Source organism: Natranaeroarchaeum sulfidigenes (genome assembly GCF_017094485.1).
Classification (GTDB): Archaea; Halobacteriota; Halobacteria; order Halobacteriales; family Natronoarchaeaceae; genus Natranaeroarchaeum; species Natranaeroarchaeum sulfidigenes.
Genome location: NZ_CP064786.1, coordinates 2795003 through 2811667 on the forward strand (window position 1 = coordinate 2795003; position 16665 = coordinate 2811667).

At 62.3% G+C, this 16665-nt stretch carries 17 protein-coding genes and 1 tRNA gene; 3 read left to right on the plus strand and 15 right to left on the minus strand.

Annotation, left to right across the window (positions count from 1 at the left end):
- Positions 1-134 precede the first annotated feature (134 nt).
- Entirely contained in the window at positions 135-1784 is a 1650-nt protein-coding gene (locus tag AArcS_RS14510; protein ID WP_238478130.1) for a histidine kinase N-terminal 7TM domain-containing protein, read from the plus strand.
- Here AArcS_RS14510 and AArcS_RS14515 read toward each other — a convergent pair.
- The 6 genes from AArcS_RS14515 to ilvA form a co-directional block, all read right to left on the minus strand.
- The gene (locus AArcS_RS14515; RefSeq protein WP_238478131.1) at positions 1781-2059 is read right to left on the minus strand and encodes a hypothetical protein; all 279 of its coding nucleotides are present in this window, start codon (positions 2057-2059) and stop codon (positions 1781-1783) included. The genes AArcS_RS14510 and AArcS_RS14515 overlap by 4 nt on opposite strands.
- 257 nt (positions 2060-2316) lie before the next feature.
- A complete protein-coding gene (locus AArcS_RS14520) occupies positions 2317-2631 on the minus strand; it encodes a hypothetical protein (protein WP_238478132.1) in 315 nt (104 codons plus the stop codon).
- 475 nt (positions 2632-3106) lie between these two features.
- A tRNA-Ser gene (locus AArcS_RS14525) sits at positions 3107-3188 on the minus strand.
- Between the two features lie 27 nt (positions 3189-3215).
- Complete coding sequence (locus AArcS_RS14530; protein ID WP_238478133.1) at positions 3216-3425, minus strand: DUF7981 family protein; 210 nt, start codon at positions 3423-3425, stop codon at positions 3216-3218.
- On the minus strand, positions 3422-3802 hold the full coding sequence (locus AArcS_RS14535) for a Rid family detoxifying hydrolase (protein ID WP_238478134.1): 381 nt from the start codon (positions 3800-3802) through the stop codon (positions 3422-3424). The genes AArcS_RS14530 and AArcS_RS14535 overlap by 4 nt, the downstream gene beginning before the upstream one ends.
- Before the next feature lie 51 nt (positions 3803-3853).
- Positions 3854-5065 (minus strand): threonine ammonia-lyase, encoded by a 1212-nt coding sequence (gene ilvA / locus AArcS_RS14540; protein WP_238478135.1) that lies wholly within the window; start codon positions 5063-5065, stop codon positions 3854-3856.
- 270 nt (positions 5066-5335) lie between these two features.
- Here ilvA and AArcS_RS14545 point away from each other — a divergent pair, with 270 nt between their 5' ends.
- Positions 5336-6880 carry a stage II sporulation protein M gene (locus AArcS_RS14545; RefSeq protein ID WP_238478136.1) on the plus strand — a complete coding sequence of 515 codons (1545 nt, stop codon included), beginning with the start codon at positions 5336-5338 and terminating at the stop codon, positions 6878-6880.
- Positions 6881-6891: 11 nt separating this feature from the next.
- On the opposite strand, the gene AArcS_RS14550 is transcribed toward AArcS_RS14545, so the two are convergent.
- The 4 genes from AArcS_RS14550 to AArcS_RS14565 all read right to left on the minus strand — a co-directional run bounded on the left by AArcS_RS14550 (position 6892) and on the right by AArcS_RS14565 (position 10804).
- A complete protein-coding gene (locus AArcS_RS14550; RefSeq protein ID WP_310736974.1) occupies positions 6892-7518 on the minus strand; it encodes a class I SAM-dependent methyltransferase in 627 nt (208 codons plus the stop codon).
- 270 nt (positions 7519-7788) lie between these two features.
- Entirely contained in the window at positions 7789-8928 is a 1140-nt protein-coding gene (gene citZ, locus AArcS_RS14555; protein WP_238478137.1) for a citrate synthase, read from the minus strand.
- Positions 8929-9074: 146 nt separating this feature from the next.
- Positions 9075-9359 carry a DUF7536 family protein gene (locus AArcS_RS14560; RefSeq protein WP_238478138.1) on the minus strand — a complete coding sequence of 95 codons (285 nt, stop codon included), beginning with the start codon at positions 9357-9359 and terminating at the stop codon, positions 9075-9077.
- A gap of 65 nt (positions 9360-9424) precedes the next feature.
- Positions 9425-10804: an MFS transporter gene (locus tag AArcS_RS14565; RefSeq protein ID WP_238478139.1), complete on the minus strand. Its 1380-nt coding sequence runs from the start codon at positions 10802-10804 to the stop codon at positions 9425-9427.
- Between the two features lie 100 nt (positions 10805-10904).
- On the opposite strand from AArcS_RS14565, the gene AArcS_RS14570 reads away from it, so the two are divergent.
- Positions 10905-11573 carry a TVP38/TMEM64 family protein gene (locus tag AArcS_RS14570; protein ID WP_238478140.1) on the plus strand — a complete coding sequence of 223 codons (669 nt, stop codon included), beginning with the start codon at positions 10905-10907 and terminating at the stop codon, positions 11571-11573.
- Here the strand turns inward: AArcS_RS14570 and AArcS_RS14575 are convergent.
- The 5 genes from AArcS_RS14575 to AArcS_RS14595 form a co-directional block, all read right to left on the minus strand.
- Positions 11567-11713, minus strand: a complete 147-nt coding sequence (locus AArcS_RS14575) for an HVO_2523 family zinc finger protein (RefSeq protein ID WP_238478141.1) — start codon at positions 11711-11713, stop codon at positions 11567-11569. The genes AArcS_RS14570 and AArcS_RS14575 overlap by 7 nt on opposite strands.
- A gap of 65 nt (positions 11714-11778) precedes the next feature.
- Positions 11779-12594, minus strand: coding sequence for a hypothetical protein (locus AArcS_RS14580; RefSeq protein WP_238478142.1), 816 nt, complete (start codon positions 12592-12594; stop codon positions 11779-11781).
- A 49-nt stretch (positions 12595-12643) separates the two neighbouring features.
- A complete protein-coding gene (locus AArcS_RS14585) occupies positions 12644-13027 on the minus strand; it encodes a type II toxin-antitoxin system VapC family toxin (RefSeq protein WP_238478143.1) in 384 nt (127 codons plus the stop codon).
- 2 nt (positions 13028-13029) lie between these two features.
- Positions 13030-13266, minus strand: a complete 237-nt coding sequence (locus AArcS_RS14590; RefSeq protein WP_238478144.1) for an antitoxin VapB family protein — start codon at positions 13264-13266, stop codon at positions 13030-13032.
- An 84-nt stretch (positions 13267-13350) separates the two neighbouring features.
- Positions 13351-16506, minus strand: coding sequence for an adenosylcobalamin-dependent ribonucleoside-diphosphate reductase (locus AArcS_RS14595; RefSeq protein WP_238478145.1), 3156 nt, complete (start codon positions 16504-16506; stop codon positions 13351-13353).
- Positions 16507-16665 lie beyond the last annotated feature (159 nt).

A 16665-nucleotide genomic window follows, 5' to 3' on the forward strand; every position in this document is an offset into this window, starting at 1 on the left:
TCGATATCCGGGACGAACTGGCATGGATGGTATTTTATATACTCAACTATCCCCAAGTAGCGCGGAGTGCGAGCAAGTGCGATGATGTCTGCCCAAAGACTGATAGGACGACCCGAGAAACCTACGCCGACGTGATGGCCAACTCGACAGCATATGCGCTCCTGTATGCCCTCTCCGGCGGGGTCTCACTCGCCGTCGCTACCTGGGTCTGGTCGCGGCGCGACCAGCGTGGCGCACGCGCATTTATTGCACTCCTGTTTGCGATCGCCACGTGGGCGTTCGTCGACGCGCTCGCGATTCTGACCGCGTCATCACCGGACTCGTGGCTCGTCTGGCAGAAGGTCCGCTGGAGCATCGCGGCGTTCGTCCCCGCGCTCTGGTTCATATTCACGCTCCGGTACACCGATCTATACTCACGGTACGTCCGGCCGATCACCGCGGTCGTGCTCACGGAAGCGGCGATCGTCGCGGGACTGACGCTGACGAACGCCAGCCATCAACTCGTCTGGGAAGCGGTCACGCTACAGGACGGCGTCGCACCGACTGTCGAAACGACGGCCGGTCCAGTGTACATCGCCCATCTCACGATCGCCGCCGCGCTGGTTCTCGGTGGGATGGTGTTACTACTGCAGGTACTTGTCAACGCCCGGAATGCCCACCAGTCCCAGCCCGCGCTCCTGCTCGCTGGCGGCAGCCTCGCCGTCGTGCTGAGTGCTGGGTCGACGTTCGGCACCTTCCCGCTCGGCAGCGCCGACGTGACGGCGCTTGGATTCGGTCTCGGCAGTGGTCTCATCGGCTGGGCGCTCTACCGACACCAGCTGTTCGACATCTATCCCGTCGAAACCGACACCGTCATGACCGCGATGCGAGATGCAGTCATCGCGGTCAACGACGAGCGGCTGGTCACCGACACCAACCCGGCGGCCGACGGGCTACTCACCACCGCGGAACCACTGGGCACGCCGCTATCGGAGGTTCTGCCGACAGAACCGGAGGATGCATGGTTCTGCGGCGAGCCGGGAACCCACGAACTAACGATCGACGAGGACGGCGAGCAGCGGTACTACGTGCTCGACGTCACGCCCCTGCACGACGATCCAGCCCAGCGCGGTCATCTCCTGATCTTCCGCGACGAGACGACGCGCCGAAAACAGCGCCGCGAACTCGAACGACAGAGCGAACACATGGAGCAGTTCGCCAGTACGGTCTCGCACGACCTTCGCAACCCCCTCACCGTCGCCGAGAGCGGCATCGAGCTCGTCGGGCGCGAGGCCGACACCGATCGCGTCGAGATCGTCGCCGAGAGCCTCGATCGGATGCGCACGATCATCGACGAATCGCTCTCCTTTGCTCGCTCCGGCCAGCGTATGGACGAGGGGGACCTCTGGGAAGTCGAACTCGAACACGTCGCCACCGCCGCGTGGGAGCACGTCGACACCGCCGATGCGACCCTCGAAATCGAGTCCTCGTCGACAGTGCTGGCCAACGAGGAACGGCTCACGCGGCTGTTCGAGAACCTGTTCAGGAACAGCGTCGAGCACGGTGGCGATACCGCGACGATCCGCGTCGGCACGCTCGACTCGGGCGGGTTCTACGTCGCCGACGATGGACCGGGAATCCCGGAGGCGAAGCGCGAGGAAATCTTCGAGCGAGGGTTCACGACCGAGGACGACGGCACCGGCTTCGGTCTCGCAATCGTCGACGCCATCGTCGGCGCACACGACTGGTCGATCACCGTCACCGACAGCGAGACTGGCGGTGCTCGGTTCGAGGTCGAGACCTAATCCTCGCGAAGTGCCTCGGCGATTGCCTCTAGCTCGGCTTTCCGGAACGCTCCTGACACTTCCTCGGGATCGTTCTCGTCGAGTTCACCGATAGAGAACAGGATCCCCGCCCGCATGTCGGGTTTCGGCGGGAGCGATCCCGGACCGATCTCGTAGCCAACCGCCTCACAGATCGCCGCCAGCGCTTCCTTGGTAAACGCCGTCGACTCGACGCGCTCGTACCGGCCCGTTTCGACGCGGATCTCGTTTCTGAGTTCGTCGACTGTCGGTGACATGGTCGGTGGATGGTTGGTGGGTAAACAAAGGTTTCGGGGCGGTCGGCTAGTGGATTGGAGGTCTGTTTCAGTGATCTGATTGGTGGATGAACACGGAGTATAATACTACGATCAGTTTGTTTCGCCATGAGCGTTGGGGACTATCCGCTCAGTAGCTGTGCGAACCGTTCGGTGAGCTACAACAGGTAAATAAAATATCTGTACTGGTATGCAAGATGTAGGGTGCATATCTTGCACAAGGGGTCAATGCCATTATATCAGGCTTCGTTACCCCAGTTAGGTTGATTCTTGATTCTTGTTCGGACACGTTCAATGTCGCTATCATTTTCGATATCCAATACGTCTATCATCATATCTCGTGTTCCTTCAGTAATTCTTGGCTTTGGATCGCCACGTCGCTCAAAACTAGCTATTGTCTTCCCAAAGCTCGTTTCATTCCATTGGTTTTTAACAGGTACAACCCGATGTGCTGCAAGACACTTCATGAGTTTCTTTCGGTTCTTCTGTTCAATTGCCTCCTTCACACAAAATTCAAAGTTGTCTGGCCCCGATGGCAAATCAAAGGCGGGCATATCCGACACTATGTGTGGCTTTATTAATGAATTTATTTCTTCACCAAACGAAATTGTGTGATCTAATCTGGATCATCAGTTTCTGCTGCATAGAACCTCTGCATGTTTCACCGAGGTTCTGATGGATTCCAGATAGAGTGTCACTCGTCGCGGTATGTGTGTACCCTGTACTGACCGATCAGTGTTGATAAGAGACAGTTTTCAGTTCGTCGCAGAAGCGCCAGGACAGGGATTTGAACCCGATGCAAATCCTCGCAGACGCTCGGATTTCCGTGGTTCAAGTCCCTCTCGTTCGGTTTTCACGGAGACGGCTCACTCGTCGCTGTCACTCCTCGTTCGTGTTGTCTCCGTGAAAACGCCAGGACAGGGATTTGAACCCGATGCCAGACGTGCTCACATCCGTTGCGCGCGTCTGCCGTGGTTCAAATCCCTTCAATCGGGTATTTGCCACTCACGGATTGTTCGTGGCAAAATACGCCAGGACAGGGATTTGAACCCTGAATCCCGAAAGGGAACACGCTTTCCAGGCGTGCGCCTTACCGTTCGGCCATCCTGGCTCGTCTCACCCTAATCCCGTGCCGTGTTTAAGCATTTTCTTTCCGCCTCAACCACCAGCCCTCGCCGTAGTAGGTCGTGCCCGCGGAGACGACGCCGACGAGCACGGTCACGAGGACGATCCCCCACAGAGGGATGAACTCACCATCGAGCACCAGCACGTAGGCGTTGTTCAGGACGAGGAAGGCAAGCGCCCCAACCACGCCCCATAGCAGGCTCGACTTGATGCGCGGCCTCACGACTGTGTGGCGATCGCCTCGATCTCGACGCCGACACCTTTCGGGAGCTCGTCGACGCCGACGGCGCTTCTGGCCGGGGGCTCTTCGTCGAAGTAAGACGCGTACGTCTCGTTCATCGCGTCGAAGTCGTCGATGTCATCGAGGAAGACAGTGACTTTCAGGATATCCTCGGGGCCGAGTCCCTCGGCGTCGAGCACGGCCACGAGGTTCGAAAGCGCCTGCTCGGTCTGGACGTCGATCGGTTCGTCATCGAGCAACTCACCGTCGGGGGTCAACGGGATCTGGCCTGCGGTAAAGAGCAGGTCGCCGTTCGTGGTCGCCTGACTGTACGCGCCGACTGCGGCGGGGGCAGCGTCGGTGCTGACGATGCGTTTCATGCGAGCATCGTCGGGCGGCGTCGACAAAAAACGGGCGGTCGAGTCCTCGTCTCAGGAGAGTAACTCGACTTCGTAGCCACGCTCTTCCATCCCGGCGACGAGTTCGGCGACGTGTTCGGGGCCTCTGGTCTCCAGATCTAGCTCGACTTCGGCGGCGTTCATGCCGATATCCCGCGAGGTGCGGTCGTGCTGGATCGCGTAGATGTTGGCCTGCTGGGCGGCGATCACGTCGATCAGATCCTCCAGCGCGCCGGGTCGATCCTTGAGCACCGTCTTGAGCCGGACGTACCGTCCCGTCTCGACCAGCCCGCGCATGATGACGGTCGTGAGCGTGTTCAGGTCGATGTTCCCGCCGCAGAGACACGGGACGATCGTCTCGTCCTCGTCGTACTCGAATCGTCCGTTCAGCAGCGCGGCCAGCGGTACTGCGCCCGCCCCCTCGACCAGTGTCTTCGAGCGTTCGAGCAGATAGGTCAGAGCAATGGCGATCTCGGAGTCGTCAACGGTGACTACCTCGTCGACACGCTCGTCGATCACGTCAAACGTCAGGTCGCCAACCCGGCGGGTGGCGATCCCATCGGCGATCGTGTCGACGCTCTCGCGTTCGTAGATCTCGCCCTTCTGCAGGGACTCGGCGACGCTCGATGCGCCTTCGGCCTGGACGCCGATCACGCGGATGTCGGAATCAAATCCTTTGAGGGCCGTCGCAATTCCCGAGATCAGGCCGCCGCCACCGATCGGGACGACGACGGTGTCAACCTCGGGCAGGTCGTCGACGATTTCGAGGCCGATCGTTCCCTGCCCGGCCATAATGGCGGGGTCGTCGAAGGCGTGGACGTAGGTCCGGCCCTCCTCGTGTTCGATCTCGTGGGCGCGTTCGGCCGCCTCGCTGTAGTCGACGCCGTAAAGCACGACCTCGCCGCCGTAGCTTCTCGTCGCTTTTACTTTCGCGATCGGTGCGTGCTCGGGCATCACGATCTTGCTATCCACGCCAGCACGCGAGGCCGCGAGCGCGACACCCTGTGCGTGGTTACCGGCGCTCGCGGTGACAACGCCAGCCGTGCGCTCCTCGTCGCTCAGCGTGGCGATCCGGTTGGTCGCACCACGGATCTTGAACGCCCCCGTCCGCTGGAACGTCTCCAGTTTCAGGTGAACGTTCGCGCCAGTCATCTCCGAGAACGTGTGTGAGTATTCGAGCGGCGTCCAGCGGGACGTCTCACGTACCCGTTCGCGGGCGGCGCGTACATCGTCGACATCGAGCATACGAGGTGGTACGAACGGTCGCGGTAATAAGCTACTGTCGGATCGACACCCCCCATGAGTGACAGGCGACGCCCGTCACACACCCGTCTGACAGCGTTTTCATCGCGGCGCAGTACTGCGGTTACACTTTCACCCCGGCTGGCTGGGGTTTAAGTTGCAGTGGCCTCCTCTATTCCAATGCACGTCACACGCGCCGTGCAATACTCCCCTCTTCCCCTTCAGATACCCAGAGAGCTAACAGTGAAATGGCTAGGTATCTGAGATATTGGTATGAGTATCGACGATGCCGCGCGCGCCGCCTACCGTGGGTACCGTGCTCGACCCTCCGACATACTGCCGTACTACCTGATGGCACTGGCGACCCCAGCCGTCGCCCAGACGGTCATGTTCCTCGGCCTGCTGAGCGGCTATCTGGTGATGACCACGCAGAATACCCTCGAACCAATTCTCGTCGAGCTAGAAGCGCTCGGGCCGTTCTCTCTCGATGCACCACAGATCGAGACGACCGAGGCCGACGGCGAAATCATCATCGACGGCGAGTCGACCGAGCCGCTGCTGTCCGCGCTGGAGAGCGCGGCAACCCTCGAACTGCTGGCGGTTGGCGCGCTGACGATCGTGGGAATGGCGCTCGCGCTGTTGGTCGTCAACGCCATCATCAGCACCGGACAGGTTCACGCGGTGTACGCGGTCCTTCGTAACCGCTCCGGGCTCCGCGCCGGGGTCGATGGGATCGCGCGTGACTACCGGCGGTTCGTCGGCCTCGCCGTGCTCGAAATCGCGCTGATGGCGCTCGTCACCGGGCTCCTGGTCGGCGGGGTGGTGCTGACCTGGTTCCTCGTCGGCGACGGCGCGGCGGTGCTGGTTGGCCTGCTCGCCGCCCTCGCCTGGCTGCCGCTGATCTTCCTCATCTGGCTGTCCTTTCTGTTCTCGCGACAGGCGGTCGTCGTCGAAGATGTCGGCGTCCTTGCGGCTGTCAGATCCAACCTCGGCTTCATCCGACGGAATCTGCTGACGGCCGGCCTCTACGTCGTCCTGTTGATCGCCGCTGGGGTCGCTACGTCGACGCTCACGGCCCTGTTCCAGTTCATCGGGACACCCACCGTTGCAGCGCTCGTCAGCCCCCTCCTGATCCTTCCCTTCCTCGACTTCGTGAAGACGTGGCTGTTCGCCCGCGAGCGAACCGAGTACGAACTCGTTCCCCAGCCCCGCGAGCGCTCGCTCCGGATGCGCTTCGTCGCTTCCCTCCGCCGTGGCTGGGTCGAACTCCGCTCGTTCGTCCGCGAGACGCCGACGTATCACGCCATTAGCACCGGCGTGTTCTTCCTGAGCGGCTACGCCGGCTGGGCGCTCAGCGTCCGCCTCGACGCAATCGTGGAGGCCTCCATCGCGAACCGGCTGGTCGGCTGGTTCCCGCCCGCCGAGGCGATCAACCTTACTGCGAACAACTGGCAGGTCGGTGTCGCCGAGGTGTACTCCGGACTCGCCGCGGGGATCCCAAGCATCGTCGTGTTGATTTACAACGGCATCTTCCTCGGCGCACTCACCCGCTTCGAGACCGACCGACTCGAACTGCTGGCCTTCGTCATCCCGCACGGAGTCATCGAGATTCCGGCAATACTGATCGCCGGTGCGATGGGGCTGTATCTCGGTCACTCGATGATCCGACTCGTTCGTGGCCGACACGGTCGCGACCGGATCACGGCCGACATCGAACGCGCCTATCACGTCATCGTCGGCCTGTTGATCCTGTTTGCCGTCGCAGGCGTCATCGAGGCGTTCGTCAGCCCGTACTATTACGGTCTGCTGGGGATCTGAGAGGAGACAGATCAGGGATCCCCTGATAGCTCGGCCAGGAAAAACGGCTTTGTCCCCTCCTCGGTCGTCGGATCCCGAACGTCCCAGACTCCCTGTACCTCGAAGCCGAGCGCTCGCAGATCCTCACGCGTCGCCTCGGGACCGGCCATCGACCATCGCATCTCCGTGCCGCTGTCCAGCCAGTCCGGATTAGAGCCGCTCCATTCGACGCCGCCTTCGGTAACCAGTAGCCGTCCGCCCGGACGGAGAACGCGCGCGAACTCGTCGACGACGGTCCGGTGCTCGTCCAGTGGGACGTGTATCAGCGAGTAGAGGGCGGCGACGGCGTCGAACGAACTGTCAGCGAACGGCAACGCCGTCATATCGCCCTGTACGAGCGCGGCCTCAGTCGTCCGTCGTGCCAGCACCAGTTGCTCCCGGGAGAAGTCGAGTCCGACCCCCTGTTCGTCCGCGGCACCGAGCGGCGCGTCGCCCGCTCCACAGCCAGCGGAGAGCAGTCGGTCGTCGGCATCGAGGCAAGCACAGAACCGCTCGACTGGTTCGGGTAGTGACCCCTGGCGTACCTCGCTGGTGTACTGCTCGAAGTAGTCCTCTGCCATCTCGTTGTAGGCATCCCTGACCGCACGACGGTCGTCCATACCGAACGGTCGTGGGACTGATAGTTCAATGTTCCCACAACCGGCTGGTGAATCGGCGCTATCGTCCGATTGAAGCGTGAGAGCACCCGCCCAACGTGAACTCAGGACGACCGTTCTGTCCGGGAGGTACCGTTCCCGTGCCGTCGTGATAAACTTCAAATACCGAAGCTATTCACTATATGTTTCGAAGTAATGGCTAATAGGACAGTACAGAGCGGTCGAAGCGGTTCAGTAGATAGAAATGAACGGTCCGGGGCGGCCGTTTGTCGCCTACCGCTCGTCGATCGGCACGAACGTCTGGTCCTCGGGTCCGGTGTAGCGAGCGCGCGGGCGGATGAGCCGATTGTCGTCGAGATACTCGACCACGTGGCCGACCCAGCCGCCGACACGGCTCATGGCGAAGATCGGCGTATAGAGATCGATCGGGATGCCCATCTGGTAGTACGTCGTCGCGGAGTAGAAGTCGACGTTCGGGGCGATCCCCTTGTTCTCGGCCATGTATTCCTCGATGGCGACGCTCATCTCGTACCACTTGGTGTCGCCAGCGGCCTCTCCGAGCGCCTCGGATTCCTCGCCGAGGATCTTCGCTCGGGGGTCCTTGACGTCGTAGACGCGGTGGCCGAAGCCGGGGACACGGCGTCCCTCGTCGAGCGCCTGAATCACCCAGTCGACGGGGTCCTGCTCGGCGGCGTCGACCTCTTCGAGCATCCGCATCACGTTCTGGTTCGCGCCGCCGTGGAGCCCGCCCGAGAGCGTCCCAATGGCACTGGTGACGGCGCTGTGGACGTCCGCGAGCGTGCTCGCGGTGACCATCGCCGAAAACGTCGAGGCGTTCAGCCCGTGGTCCGCGTGGAGTACGAGCGCCATGTCGAACGTCTCCGCGAGGACCTCGTCGGGCTCCTCGTCGTTGAGCATGTACAGGAAGTTCTCGGCGTGGCCCAGATCGCTGCGGGGCGCGACCGGCTCATCGCCGTTCCGGATCCGGCTGAACGCCGCGAGGACGGTCGGCATCTTGGCGGTGATCCGGCGACCCTTGCGCAGGAGTGCCGTCTCGTCCTCGGTGTCGTAGCCGCTGCCCTCGGGATCGTAGGCGGATAACGTCGACACGATGGTGCGAAGCGCCGCCATTGGATCTTCGTCTTGGTCTGCGAGCTCGCGTACGAGATCGATGACGCCGTCGTCGACCTCCCGTTCCTCGACCATCGAGGCCTCGAACTCGGCGAGTTCGTCACGGTCGGGGAGTCGACCGTGCCAGAGCAGATACAGCACCTCTTCGTAACTCGCCTGGCGAGACAGATCTTCGATGGCGTAGCCGCGGTAGACCAGCTTCCCGACGTCACCGTCGATGCTGCTGAGTCCTGATTCCGCGACGAGGACGCCCTCCAGCCCTTTTTTGACCTCGTCTGACATACCCGTACGGTTTCAGACGACGGGGCAAAAACATTGCCGTTTGTCCCTGATAGTTCCGGAATCATACTGACTGAACGTCCAGTTCTATCGCGAGAATGGAGGGTTGTTAAGCCAACAGGACCATATACCTGAGGGATGCTGTGCTGTTACTCCTCACGGACGAGTTTCCACGCCGAATAGGCGGTCAGTACCAGAGTAAACGTCAGCGCCAGAGCAAACCAGATCACCGCGGTGAGCCCAGCGTACAGGACAGGATGGTGGGCCGTTTCCGCAGGCGCGATAACGAATGTTCCGTACAGCAACGCCGACAGCACGAAGCTCACGGCGATAGCGATCTTCGCGTTACGGCCAACGCCCAGCGCCGCAGCGAACCGTTTCGTCCCGTCGTGTTCGGGTCCAGCGTCCGCCCGCTCGAACTGTTCCTGTGACACGTCACGATGTAGGGAGGGGACCCACTAATCCGCGTCGGTTCCGGCCGGAAAGAGGGATCCGGCCCCTAGCTTCCCGTCGCATAGGCCTCGAACTCCTTGCCAAAGAGCAGGAAGTAGCCGGTTCCGACGAGGCCGATCACGGTCGCGATCGAAAATGCAAGTACCGGATCACCCGTGAACAGCACTTCGCCAGTCAGTGGGTTCGAGAACCCACCCCAGAGCAGCCCGCCGAGTGCCGCACTCGGAATGACGACGACGTTCCGAAGCAGGTAGTACGATCCGGTGACGCGCCCGCCCGCCCCCTGTTCGGCCGGGCCGACGATCAGCGCCTTGTGCGCCGGTAACCCGGCGAATCGGAGTCCCGAAAACGCGAACAACAGTGCCAGCGCGAGTGCACTCTCAGGCGCCCCGATCAGCATGATCGGGAAAATCGCGTAGACGAGAAAGCCCGCGGCGACGACCGGCTTCAGTCCGACGCGCTCGGCGATCTTTGCGGCCGGGATCATCACCAGCAGCGCGACCAGCATTTCGAGACCGAGCAGGATGCCGAAGTACGCCTGTGGTGACAGCGAAATCTCGCCGATCCCCGGGAGCGAAAGCGAAAGGCCAACCTCCAAGAACTGCGTGACGACCAGCACGAAGAAGATGTAGACCATCCCGTTGGCAAAGCGAACGAGGATATCACCCACGAGCAGCGGCCGTAGCGGCTCGGGCAGGTTCCGCAGGTCCTCGCGGATCTGGCTCACGCCTTCGAACTCCTTCCCGAAGCTATCGCCCGACGGGTCGTAGAGTCGGTGCTGGGCAAGTGTCCCGACGACGCCGAACACGATTGCCACAACCAGGATCAACTGGAAGGCAAGCACGACGTCGTCGGCCGCGCTGGTAAAGGGCGCAAAGATGGCGGCGGCGATCAGCGGCCCGACGAGGAACGCGGTCCGGCGAAAGCTCTCGGTGCTCGCGAAGCCAGCAGCGAGGCGTGAGGGCGGAACCGACTGCTTGACGATGGCGTAGGTCGCGCCGAGCCCGAACGATTTCCAGGCCTGTGCGAGCACGAGACCGACGAAAATCGCGCCGATCGACAGCGAGACCGGACCGACCGTCACGTCGAGCAACGGCGCAGCCAGCCAGATCCCGAACCCGAGCGTCGTCACGAGACCGAACGCTGTCAGCGCGTACCGGGATCCGAGTCGGTCCGAGATTGCCCCGCCCGGATACGGATAGACCGCACCGATAATATTCCCAAAGGTGCCGTAGAGCCCGATCACGAGCGCCGTTGCACCCAGGGCGCTCATGTACTCGGCCATGTACCGACCGGTCATCTGAAAGCCGAGGCTGAAGGCGAACATGGCCAGCGAGAGCACGAGGACGTCCCGTTCGAGCGCGAAGAACTGTCTGAACGGGTCGAAGACGTCCGGCTCGGTAGCTTCAGTGTCCTCGGTCGTCATTCCTTCAACACATTCTCGAACACGGACAAAGTGGTTTCGGCCAGCGGCAAAGCCAGCGACGCGACCACAAGAGGTTCATATCAGCACGACGCAGAACGGGATGATGCGCCTCGCGGACCGTCATCTCGTCGCTCTCTCCACGCTCGCTGTCGTTGTCGTGGCCGCCCTGCTGACCTCGAAAGAGACCGTGCTCGGAGCGACGGAGACGGTCGCTGGCGATCCACTTCTCTTTGCCGGGGCCGTCATCCTGCTCTATGCCCTCCGCCCGCTAGTGCTGTGGCCGACCACGCTCGTTGCGGTCGCCGTCGGCTACGGCTTCGGCATCGCGCTGGGATTCCCCATCGCGCTGGCCGGTGCGGTCTTCACGTCGATCCCGGCCTACTACGCCGGGCGCTGGGTCGCCGCTGGCTGGGACTGCGGTACGGCTGCACGACTCGCCAGCGCGGGGGATCGCTTTTTCGATACGACGGGTGATCTCCGCGGGGTCGTTGCGGGACGACTCGCGCCCGTCCCTGCAGACGCGGTGAGCGCCGCTGCAGGGATGGGCGGCGTCCGACTCCGCGTGCTCGCCGTCGGGATCCTCGTCGGCGAACTCCCGTGGACGATCGCCGCCGTCGTCGTCGGTAACTCCCTGCACACCATTTCGACAGCGGGACTCGGCAGTGTCGGAACACAGCTGGGCGTCGTAACGACCCTCGCTGCACTCCTCTTGCTCGCCGGGCCGGCCTACGAGCACTTCGTCGACGGCGGCAGTACGGTCGGTCAGTAGAAGGTGTCCGCACAGTCGTAGACGACGCCGTGTTGCGGGCAGACGTACTTGCAGTGCCGGTGGTACATCGGCGTCTCGCAGTGAGGGCAGGGACGCCCACCCTGTCGGTCCCCGGTACGTCCGTCGGCGTCATCCGTCATACCCGCCTGTTGTGGGTCCGGCATCAAGGCTGTTCGCCCTCTGTCTGGTCGGGAGCGGCCGACGCTCAGTCCCGACTCGGAAGCCGCGTCACACGTCCTGGCGTCGTGTTGAATCGCCAGACTCGCCGTCCCTCTCGTGCGGGATGAACGCGGTCGATCTGTCGAAGACCGTCTTTCACGCAGTCCCACCACGTCTCGCTCGTCTCGTACCCTGCCGGATACTCCCGGTACAGCGCGTTGACGAACTCGTTTCGCTTTGCCTCCTCGCGCTCGCGCAAGAAGACAAGTGCCGCACCGACCGCAATCTTCCGGCGCTCGATCAGCGTCTCGTCGTGGCCCGGCACCTCGATGGCGTCGAGGTCAGTGATCGCCTCGCCCGGTCGGTCGCCGTCGTCGAGGTCGGTCGGTAGCTCGTAGTCGATCCCGCTCTCGGGGCTGCCGTCGAACAACTCGCCCGTCTTCCGGACTGCCGATCGTGCGAAGGCGTCGAGACGCTCGTTCTCCACGCCGGAGAGATCGGTCGCAAGTTCGTTTACCGTGTCGTCCTGGATCCGCGCGGTGCGCGGTTCCCTGATGGGCCCCTCGCTCTCGCCATCGTTGTCCTCTGCGGACCCCCTCGTCAGTGTCCCCTGTCGCGTCGAATCGCTTTCGTCCAGCACCGTCGCAGCGTCGACGCCTTCGTCGAGCTTCGCCTCCAGTTCCTCGACGCGTTGGGTAAAGGCCGACAACACCTGATCGCGGTCCGAGCCGACCTCGATGTCGGTCCGGTGATCGACGATCCAGCGCAGATACGCCTCGCGCGAGTCAAAACCAAGGAGCTCCCGCTCGGTGTCGAGACTTTCGGCGAGCGCGTCGGAGATTTCCAGACGGATCGTCGGCATCTGTCGGTGGTATGCCGGCAGGGGATAAAAAAAGCGCGTCAGACGTTGTTCAGTAGCTCTCTATGTCCACGCCAAGTCGATCGAAGTCGGATTCGTTTCGCGTCAGCACGGGTTCGTCGACGACCTGTGCTGTTGCAGCGATAATTACGTCACCTACCGGCGTTCCGTCGTTTGCCAGTTCGCCCGAGAGACGGCCTGCCTTGCGCATCACTGCGGTATCAGCGGGGTGGATCGGCTTCGAGGCGAGGACTGATTCGACAGTCTCGCGCTCTTCCGCCGATCGGCTCGCACGGGCGATCCCGTAGTACAACTCGAACAGCGTCATCGCAGAGAGACGCTGCTGGACGAGGTCGGCCTCTAGCTCTCTGGCCTTCTCGACGGCACCTTCCTCGCCGTTCATCAGGTCGATAAGAAACGACGTATCCAGTAGCACGGCTATGTGTTCTCCAGTTCGTCTGCGATACCTTCTAGTTCGGTGTGCCGACGTGCTCGCCGCTGTGCTACCGCATCGCGAAGTTCATCGGCTTCATCGTCACTGAGAACGCCGGAGATCTCGAGCAACGATCGCTCTCCTGCAAGGCGCATCACGACGTCGGAGAACGTTTCGTCCTCGCGTTTGTGTGCTGCGAGACGCTCGTAAGCGTCGTCGGAGAGCCGAATGCTCTTGGACATGTGCATACAGTTGTATGCAGATCAAGATAGCTCTTTTGCCGGGGCTTGCGATTGTACGAAAAAAGCGCGTCAGACGTTGCTATCTCAGCACTCCGACCAGCCGCAGGACTCGCAGGTCTTGCAGCCTTCGGAGTAGTACAGCGAGAGCGAGCCACACTCGGGACATTCGGGGCTCTCGCCCGCGTCGATCAGATCCTGTGAGGCGTCGGACTGTTCGGTATCGGTGTCGGCAGGCGACTCGGCCGTGCTGTCAGGCGTGCCGACGTCGATGTCGGTCTGTGAGGCGACACCGCCGTCGGTCTCGTGGCCTGCAGCCTCGTCTTCGAGTTCGGTCAGGCTCTGCTGTTGTGGATAGGCCTTCTCGATCTCGCCGTCGAGATACCGGCGCATCGCGGTACCGATGGCGTCGGGGATCGACTGAATCTGTTCGCCCTTGTCCCAGGCGACCTTCGGCGAGCGGATCCCCTGTAGCTCGTCGGCGATCTCCTCGGGATCGACGCCCGATCGAAGCGCCGTCGAGATGGTCTTTGCCAGCGCCTCGGTGAAGGACGCCGTGAAGCCACCGGAGTTGCCGATGTTGGCAAAGAGCTCGAACGGTCGCTCGGCCTCGGGATCCTCGTTGATGTTGACGTAGAGTTTCCCGTAGCCGGTGTCGATACGCTGGGTGACGCCGTGGAGCACGTCCGGCCGGGCGCGCTTGCTGGCGTACTCGGCATCGAGATCCTCGCCGTCGGCGACCGAGAGCAGCTCCTCGACCTGCTGGTCGAGCGCGGCCTGCACGTCCTCGTTTTCGAGGAACCCGGAGAGCCCGCCGAAGACCTCCTCGATCTGTTCGACCAGCGCCGCTGCAGCCTCCTGCTCGTCGGCGAACTCGGTGTTCTGTGCGCGCGTTGTCAGTACCTGCTTCGAGCGGGTGCCGTCACGGTAGTAGGTGACGCCTTTCCCGCCGTGCTCGTAAACCCACTCGAACACCTCCTTGGCGTCGTCGACCGTCGAGTCGTTCGGCGCGTTGACCGTCTTCGAGATGGCCGAGTCGACCCCTTTCTGGCAGGCACACTGGATCGCGGCGTGCTGTTTGGCGCTGAGATCGCCCGTCGTGACGAACAGCTCGCCGATGGCGTCCGGAACGGTCGTCAGGCCGTCCACGCCGTCGAACTCGTTCGCGGCCATCTGTTCCTGTGCCTCCTCTTTCACCGCTTCGACGTCGATATCGTTGTCCTCCAGCGTGCGCAGGAAGTAGTCGTCGAACTCGACGAGCATCTCGTCGCCCTGCACGTCGCCGGAGACGTTCTTGTAGAAGGCGACGTTGTAGATCGGCTCACAGCCACCGGTCGTGTTGCCGATCATCGAGGTGGTGCCGGTCGGCGCGATAGTGGTCGTGTTGTGATTGCGCATCGGGTAGCCGTCTTCCCAGTCGTCTGCGTCCTCGCCGGTCTGGCGCTCGAACCACTCGCGGTACTCGGTCGGGTTGGCGTACTTCGAGTCCTCCCAGTCGGCAAAGGGACCGCGGTCCTCCGCGAGGTCGCGAGAGGCCGCCTTCGAGCCGTGGTTGATGTGGGTCATCAGCTGGCTGGCGACCTCGTTGGACTCCTCGCTGCCGTAGGCAATCCCGAGCTGGATGTACAGCTGGGCCAGTCCCATGATCCCCAGGCCGATCTTGCGCATGTCACGGACCTTCTGTTCGATCTTCTCGACCGGGAAGTCGGACATCGTGACGACGTTTTCGAGGAAGCGAGTTCCGTACTCGACACGGTGGTCGAGTTCCTCGAAGTCGATTGCCTCTTCGAGGAAGGCGTCGATGGCCGCCTCCTGACTCTCGTACTCGTCTGCGTGTTGCTCGGACCAGACGCGCCAGTCCGGGGCGTCCTCATCGGCGAGCGTCGAGAGGTTGATGTGGCCGAGGTTACAGGCCTCGTACTCTTCGAGTGGCTGCTCACCGCACGGGTTCGTCGCGAGGATCCGGTGGTCGGGGTGTTCTTCGACGTCGAAGGAGTGGCGTTTGTTCACCCGTTCGAGATAGATGACGCCCGGTTCGCCGTTTTCGTGGGCTCCCTGGATGATCCGCTCCCAGAGGGCCTCGGCCGGGATCGACAGCACTTCGCCGACCTCGACGTGCTCGCCGAGATCGAACATCTCGTACAGTTCCTTGGTCTCGGGCGTCGCGATGTGGGGCTCCTCGGTGCGGGGGTTGGTGAAGGTAAACTCCTCGCCCGACTGCAGGGCGTCCATGAAGTCGTCGGTGATACCGACGGAGATGTTGAAGTTAGAGAGATGGCCCTCGACCGCGTTGCGCAGGTGTTTGGGAACCTTCCCCTCGTCGTCGATCAGTTCCCGGGCCTCTTCGAGCGCGTCGGCAAAGGAGTTGTGCGTGAAGTCGTCCGGGTCGTTCAGGCGCAGCGTCTCGGCCAGCGAGACGTCCTTGTTCTTCGAGTGGATGAACTGGATGACGTCGGGGTGGGAGACGCGCATGACGCCCATCTGTGCGCCTCGACGCGCACCCCCCTGTGCGATCGTCTCGCACATCTGGTCGTACGTGCGCATGAACGTGATCGGCCCCGATGCGATACCGCCGGTCGAGCCGACCGGATCACCGTACGGGCGAAGCTTCCAGAACGCATAGCCCATGCCGCCACCGCTCTGGAAGACCTGTGCGGCCTCCTTTGCGGTCTGGTGGATGTCGTCGATATCGTCCCCGGGAGAGTCGACGAAACACGCCGAGAGCTGCTGGAGCTCGTCGCCCGCGTTCATCAGCGTCGGCGAGTTCGGCATGAAATCCAGATACTCCATCATCTCGACGAACTCGTCGGCGACGCCCTCGACGTGCTCGCGTACGTCGGCAGGGAGTTCGGGGACGATCGTCTCGTAGGCGAACTTGTTGACGTTGTACACCGAAAGCGTCGTCTCGGCGTCGTCCTCGGCGGTCGTCCCTTTTCCGAATACTTCCGCCGCCAACTCGTCGCGGCGCGGATGATCGGGCTTGAGCTGATCCGGCGTAACGGTGATCTCGGTTCCTTGTTTTTCGGCCTCGAACACTGCCTCGGCCAGCGCGACGTTCTGGCCGACGCGCTCGAAAAGCTCTTCGGGCGACTCGACGAGTTCGCCATCGGCGTCTTTGCGCAGGTAACGTGCAGGCAGGATATTGTTGTAGGCGTTCCCGGTGAGGCGATCTTCAAGGGAGTCGCCGACTGTCCGCTTGATCGGCAAGGAGAGGTCGTCCGCTGAGAGCTCCGCGTCGCTCATGCGGCGCTCACCACGGTCGAATAACGATACTGTCCGGCAATTTTGTAGTTTGTGTGCGTCATAGTTCGGGGTAATCGGTGACGGACCATTTGTACTGATTCCATCCTCATAAAACGACTGAATCGGGTTGTGTTTGCACTAAAACAACTCAGTTTTCAT